We start from the raw sequence: 7,253 nt of genomic DNA, 5'->3' as shown, positions 1-7,253 counted from the left end.
GAAGATAGTGAGCAAATTGATTCGATTTCTTATTTAGTTCCTGGTAGGTATATTTTAGCTTTCCATGAGAAATTGCTATACCATCAGGATTTCTTTGCACTTGTGATTCAAATGTTTTTACTAAAGTTTTTACATTTGAATAGCTGATATAATTTCGATTAAATTCATTCAAAATTGTATTTAATTGCAGATCAGATAATAAATTTATATTTATTATTTTTGTTTGTATCAATTCATCAATGTTCAATAATAAATTCTGAAAACTTGAAATTAAGGTATCAATCTCCTTTTGTTTAAATATAGAACTTTTATATTCCACTCTACCTAAGATGTGATCTGTCTTAATATCCAATTCAAAATATAAGTCATTCTTAATTTCACCTGAATGGGTTTGAACTTGAGATTGATAGTAATCTTGTTGTACATAAGGCTCTGGTTCAATATTAAAATGCACTCTTGATAAATCAATAATTTTTTCTCTAAAATTTGACAAAAGAGTGTCATAATCAACCAAATTCGCCATTGACTCTTTCTTAGATTCTTTAATAGCTATAATTAAATCTTCTAAGGTCCAGGTAGATTTAAGATTGACTGATAAAAACAAATTATTTATGAAACATCCAGGAGTATCAATAAACTCTGGCGCATAGAGCCTTTCATCAATGTTTGTTCTAATAGTTAAATTATTTTGTTGTGAAAATTTATTTAAGACCAATACAAAGCAACCAGACAAAATGTCAAATAAGCTTGTTGAAAGTCTATGGGTTAAATAATTTAAGCTTTGTGTAATATGCTCATTTATGAGAAATTTAATTTGCCTTCCCGTCGATATGTCTTGATGAGAATGAGAGGGAATATAATTCCATGGCTCTGCTTCAGAAAATCTTCTTGCCCAATAGGCTAGCTTAGTTTGCTGATTATCTTCATACACTTGCTGAATCTTATTAGAAAATGAATGATAATCACTTAATAAAAATTTACTAGGCTCAATCTCTTTAGTAAGGTACAAATAAAGTTTTGGTAATAAGATATTAATTACAGATGTCCCATCCAAAATAGCATGGAATAAAACAATAAATAACTTAAATTGAGACTGGGAAAATTTAAAAAGATAAAACCTTATTAACTTGTCTTTTTCAATATGAAATGGCTGTATTACGGCATTATTTATGAAATTCAAATAAGTTTTTTCAGCCGCCTTATCCTGAGATAAATCTATGAACTCAAAAACTGGCGGCACTTGAGTATTCTCTAATCTTGAAAAAAAACCATCACTATTCAAATAATTTGTGTGTAATATATCAAATTCATCAAATAAGTAAGCAATAGCTTTTTCATAATTAATTTTGTCAAGCTCATGATTTATTTCAATGACAAAATTTTCATTATAAATATTTTTATATTCTGTCGAAAAATAATCTCTAAGTATCAATCTCTCTGATGGGCTTATCTGATGTGAATCAAAGTGCTTATTGCACAATAAATTGCTCTTAAATTGAGATTTATCGCTTATATTTTTGATATTACTTAATTCAAACAATTCAACAACATTAATATTCAAATTAAGTTGCTCGTTTAATTCCTTTACTAATTTAATAGCTAGAATACTGTTACCACCTAAGTAAAAGAAATCATCACTTATCCCAATAAGATTACTATTTATCCCTAAAACTTGAGACCAAATATTAAGTATTCCGATATCAAACTCATTTCTAGGAGTTTCCTTATCTTCTTTAATAGAGTGCAACATAGGTAATACAGAGATATCTATTTTACCATTTAGTGTTAAAGGGAATTTTTCTAGTCGGATAAACTGATTAGGGAGCATATAATGAGGCAACTGATTTTGAACAAATAACTTCAGTTGTTGTTGATCAATTTCAATATCGGAAACAAAATAAGCAAGAATCAAAGAACTTGGATGATTAGTCTTTTCTAAAATTGAATCAGTTATAACTATGCAATGATTAATACCAGGAAATAAATGAATTACTGATTCTATTTCTCCCAATTCAATCCGATGACTTCTAATTTTGACTTGTCTGTCGCTTCTACCAATATATTCATATGCTCCATCCACAGTAACTCGTATCAAATCACCTGTCTTATACAATCTCCCTAAAGATGGGTGTTCGATAAAAGACGATTTATGTAAGGCTGTATTTTGTACATATCCTTTTGCTAATCCTAGCCCTCCAATATAAAGCTCACCAATTTCTTCATTTTTAGCTAACTCTAGGTGCTTATCGAGTACATAATAATGAGTATTATTTATTGGCAGTCCAATGTTGTTGTATTCACTAGTCTCTCTAAATAAATGATAACTAGATATAACCGTCGCTTCTGTAGGACCATAAGCATTGAGGACATTAATTTTAGCATTAAGATAACTCTGAAGTACCGATTGACTTATTTTCTCCCCACCAACCACTAAGAGATCTACATTCAATAAAATATCAGGATCTAGTAAAGCCGGAGGAATTAAAGCAATATTAATATGATTATCTTCAATATATTTTTTAAGCGCTCTTATATCATACCGAATAAAATTTTCTGGGATACATAAAGTATGTCCATTTAATAAGCAAGAAAATACCTCCCATACATGAGCATCAAAAGAATAATTTGAAAAAAATAAACAATTAAATTTCTTTGATTGGCTAGCAAGGTTAATTATAGGAAGATTTAAACTAATTAAATTTATCACGCTTTTATGTTCAACCATAACTCCTTTGGGTGTGCCGGTTGTACCTGAAGTGAAAATTACATAAGCTAAAGAATCATCTTCGATTATTATCTCAGGATTACTGTCTTTATTTAAGGGCGATGTCTCTAAATCAATGGATATTATGTCTAAAGAACTATCTATAGAAGAAACTCTATGCAAATATTTATCAAGAGTGATTAAAATATCCGAATTAGTTTCTGCCAAAATATATTTTATGCGTTCATCAGGAAGATTTGAATCTATAGGAACATACGCAGCACCTGCTTTTAATACTCCTAAGAGTCCAATAATCATATATTCATTTCGATCTAACAAAATTGGAATTAACTTATTGGATTTTATATTTTTTATAGATAAGAGCTTATGGGCTAGTTGATTTGCTCTTTGATTCAACTCGTTATAAGTAATCTCTTTTGATTGATATTTTACCGCAATACTATTGGGATTTCTTTCGGTCTGCTTTTCAAATAAGGACTTGATTTCCTGTATACTCTCATTAAGAAAGTTAAATTCACCTATCATAGATAACTCGCTATTTTTCCATACTGTTCCATTTTTAGCTCTTCGGATTATATAAATTTTTTTTTTGACAATCCACACATGTGGATACAATTGGATCACAATGTTTTTATTTAATTCTTCACCATATAAACTGGTTTCTTTCGCCCACACGCCACGATCCAAAAAACCAAAAGCCGGATAGCTATTTACATTTTGGGTTTATATATACCAAAAAGTATGAAAATCAATATAGCTTTTCTTGAAATTTAAGTTTTTTAAAATTATTAACCATAGCCGATTAATAGGGTTTAGAAACTTGAATACAGTGATTAAACGTACCCTGGTTGAAAAATTTGCGTGTTCGAGTACGGCACTGTTATACACAGCACGGCATTTTCAGGGGTATGTCGAGTCAAATTATTAATTTAAAATCTGGGGGCAAACCAAGCGTCACAGCCCGATTAACACCTAAAACACGTATATGACCAGACCAAAGAACCTGCATTCTCTTTAATTCATCAGACTGAAACTGAACTGGAAGAGAAAATGCGGTTCCTCTGTTATGGAACGTCTGGATGATATTATCCTTTAATCGGATTTTATCAAGAAGCTTATTCTCACGACATAAAAGTAATAGATCATGATAATCTTTCATACGGCTATTAGCTGCGCCACGAGAAAAGTGGGTCTCCAGTTTTTCAGCAAAAATAGTTTCTACTGGATATACCTCCAGCGAAATAGAATCTTCAAATAATGGCTTTTCCTTGTAATTAAAGGATGGCCAATCTAAGAATACTGGCTCGACCACATCCCCGACACCAATGTCCACAAAAAATTTATCGCTCCTCACCCCAAATTGAACGGCAATCCCAATTTGAAACCCAGGGTAATTCGATCTAAATCGTCAACATTGATGAAGCGCATCTGAAACCGATCATCCAGATTAAGCAAATAGATTTCTTGCGCGATTAATTCAACACTGGATTTTTCTGCATTTAGCCGTCTAGCTAATAGATCAATATCAATGGTTTCTCTGCCAATTGTCAGGTAATAGGATAGTAGCAATCCACCTTTGAATATGAATTTATCAGAATATTCAGAACGAGAAAGTCTAGCTAAAAATCGCTCTAGAACCAATAGCTTCCATACTTCATTAAAACTTTTACCTTTTTTACTTGTGAATATATTTTAATCGTGCTTTTAAGGCTTGTTCATTCATGTTGTCACCGTCAAAATATAAGGCTCAAGATTAAGTCCAAATTGCCTCGCATACTGCTGAAGCTTTCTAATATCCAATTTTTTTGTCGCTCTACTACTCACAGCTGCTTTAAGCGCTTTAATGGCAATTTCTTTACTGAGATAGCGAAAGGCATCTATTATTGTTCTTTCTCTGTCAAAAATGACAACTGTTTCCCGCCCTACAGAGTACAGTGTTTTACCTGTTTCTGTATCTCGCATTCTAACAATACGAGAATGCTCTCGCTTTGGTGCCGTAGTAGAATGAGGAACGGCTATCCAATGGTCTCTTAGCATTTCATCTGTCAGTTCATAAAGAGCCAAGGCCGAGACTAGGCAGACTATTCCTTGCGGAATACTTTTCGCGATTACAATCAAATCTTCCCATTGAAAATCCGCATCAATAGAGGATTCTACTCCTCGATAAACACCGTGCCCAATACGTTCAATCCTATTAGTTTTTACATAATAGCTGAGCCGGCTCGGATGGATACCTGCTTCACGTGCCTCTGCGGCGTAAAAGACTGGTCTTGCAAACAGATCTTTCAATGTCATTTCATTATTTAGTTTCATACTTATAATTTTAATATAAAACCCAATAACGCCAAATGGGTTTTAATATTAAAATAACTCCGTAAAAACCCATTGTGGGGAATTTGCGTATTTGGGTACGACACTGTTATACTTTGTACGACAATTGTAGTGGTTTCCTGAGATTAAAATTATAATAAAATCAATTACTTGTTTTTACATTGACGGGCTCATAATCCGTTGGTCCTAGGTTCAAGTCCTAGTGGGCCCACCAATAAAATCAAGTAGTTACGAGTAGTTGTAGAAAATTCAAAAAAGTCATGTAGACGCAATGTAGACAGTAAATCACTTCGACTGATAAATATATTGACCGAGTTGTAAATGAACATTGGTAGTTTCACTTTCCAACTTGTACTACAATAATTATTAATATGTTAAATTAGGTATTGTGATGGCAGAGCAGATTCCTATTAATCCATCCATTTTAAAATGGGCTAGAGAAAAAGCAGGATATACGCTTGAAGAGGAATGTAAAAAAAACTCTAAGCATGAAGAATGGGAAAATGGGGTAAGTTATCCGACTTATAGCCAATTAGAAAAGTTATCTATACATTATAATCGCCCATTAGCAATTTTCTTTTTTCCATCGCCCCCTGAAGAAAAAGATGTAGAAAAATCCTTTCGTGCCTTATCTCAAGAAGATATTCATACCCTTTCTCCACATATACGATATCTATTCAGAAAAGCGACAGCGTTTCAAATTTACTTGAAAGAGCTATTTCAAAATGAATATGAAGAGCAGAAAGAAAAAGTGAACTGGCTTAATTTTAAATTAAATAACTCAACATACGATATAGCCAAAAAGGCAAGAGCTATATTGGGCGTTACTATAGAAGAACAAGCGAAATGGAAAAATTCAGAGCAAGCACTAGAGGAATGGAGAAATGTTTTAGCAGAACATGGAGTATATGTTTTTAAAGAAGCATTTAAGGATAGTAGAGTATCAGGCTTTTGCATTTATGATCAAATGTTTCCAATTATTTTTCTTAATAGCTCTATGTCTAAAAATAGACAAATTTTCACCCTATTTCATGAGGTTGCTCATTTAATTTATAAAGAAAACTATTTAGATGTCTTTGCTGGAGAGTTCTGGAATCTAGAGTTTTCTGATCCTACAAATATTGAAGTAAAATGTAATTCATTTGCAGCAAACTTTCTTATTCCCAATGATAGTTTTATTACTAAATTACAAAACAGTATTCTTACTGATAATGAAGTAATTGCTCTTGCTGGGCATTATAAAGTAAGTACAGAGGTTATATGGAGAAAATTACTCTCATTACAACTGATTAGTAAAGAAGAGTATAAATCTAAAATAAAATCCTGGAATGATGACATTGCCAAAAGAAATTCAAAAGAATCCAGTGGTCATTATTATTACACCCAATTATCGTATTTAGGTAAAAATTATTTTTCAAAAATTCTGGAAAATTACCATCAAGGAGTAATAAGCATTGAAAAAGCCGCTGACTATGCAAATGTAAAGCCTAAGTCATTCATTACAATGGAAGAATATTACTTAGCAAAGGTATAATAAATTGTATATTTTTGATACTTCAACATTTAGTTTGCTTTTCAAATACTACCCTAGTAGATTTCCTAGCTTATGGGCTAAATTTGACGAATTAATAAAAAATCAAAAGGTTGCTTCTGTTATTGAAGTATTTAAAGAGCTTCAAGGCTTGGATAAAAATGCAGCTGCAATAACTTGGACAAACGACAATAAAGACATTTTTCATAAGCCAAGCGGCGTTGAAGCAAATTTTATGATGGAGTTATTTAAAGAAAAAAATGGACATTTCCAAGGAATGATAGAAAAAACTAAGCAATTAACAGGCGGATTATGTGCAGATCCCTTTCTTGTTGCAAAAGCTAAAATTAATAACCTTACTATTATTACTGAAGAAAGATATAAACCCAATAGCACTAAAATTCCCGCTATATGTGAATACTACTCTATTCCATGTAACAATTTAGAACAATTTATGGTTAAAGAAAATTGGGTTTTTTAGTATAAATTATAATCTCTCTAATAAAATTAGAGTAAAGCCTTGATTGTGATTTTATCCATCAAGTGGTAATCCCCCCATTTTTAACCGACATCAAAAATAGAGAGTTAAGCAGCCACTAAAGCTAGTTTCTGCCTTGGTGTAATGCCACCGATAGCCATATTAGGTCTTTCATTATTATAAGACCA

At 31.9% G+C, this 7,253-nt stretch carries 6 protein-coding genes; 2 read left to right on the top strand and 4 right to left on the bottom strand.

Going from position 1 to position 7,253, the window contains the following annotated elements; translation table 11 throughout:
• From ELY21_RS15285 to ELY21_RS15270, 4 genes are all read right to left on the bottom strand, one after another.
• The coding region (locus ELY21_RS15285; RefSeq protein ID WP_148111699.1) for a non-ribosomal peptide synthetase at positions 1–3,400 on the bottom strand (3,400 nt) is incomplete at its 3' end.
• Positions 3,401–3,641: 241 nt separating this feature from the next.
• Positions 3,642–4,079 carry a nucleotidyl transferase AbiEii/AbiGii toxin family protein gene (locus tag ELY21_RS15280; RefSeq protein WP_255411197.1) on the bottom strand — a complete coding sequence of 146 codons (438 nt, stop codon included), beginning with the start codon at positions 4,077–4,079 and terminating at the stop codon, positions 3,642–3,644.
• Positions 4,076–4,366: a nucleotidyl transferase AbiEii/AbiGii toxin family protein gene (locus ELY21_RS15950; protein ID WP_158618576.1), complete on the bottom strand. Its 291-nt coding sequence runs from the start codon at positions 4,364–4,366 to the stop codon at positions 4,076–4,078. Before ELY21_RS15950 ends, ELY21_RS15280 begins: the two co-directional genes overlap by 4 nt.
• A 78-nt stretch (positions 4,367–4,444) precedes the next feature.
• Entirely contained in the window at positions 4,445–5,038 is a 594-nt protein-coding gene (locus ELY21_RS15270; protein ID WP_127110898.1) for a type IV toxin-antitoxin system AbiEi family antitoxin domain-containing protein, read from the bottom strand.
• Positions 5,039–5,447: 409 nt separating this feature from the next.
• Here ELY21_RS15270 and ELY21_RS15265 point away from each other — a divergent pair, with 409 nt between their 5' ends.
• Both ELY21_RS15265 and ELY21_RS15260 read left to right on the top strand, forming a co-directional pair.
• Entirely contained in the window at positions 5,448–6,590 is a 1,143-nt protein-coding gene (locus tag ELY21_RS15265; RefSeq protein WP_127110896.1) for an ImmA/IrrE family metallo-endopeptidase, read from the top strand.
• A gap of 4 nt (positions 6,591–6,594) precedes the next feature.
• The gene (locus ELY21_RS15260; protein ID WP_127110894.1) at positions 6,595–7,068 is read left to right on the top strand and encodes a PIN domain-containing protein; all 474 of its coding nucleotides are present in this window, start codon (positions 6,595–6,597) and stop codon (positions 7,066–7,068) included.
• Positions 7,069–7,253 lie beyond the last annotated feature (185 nt).

The organism is Legionella sp. km535 (assembly GCF_003990085.1).
Taxonomy (GTDB): domain Bacteria; phylum Pseudomonadota; class Gammaproteobacteria; order Legionellales; family Legionellaceae; genus Legionella; species Legionella moravica.
Note: the sequence above shows the minus strand (reverse complement) of the source record. Positions and strands in the feature narration are given on the sequence as shown.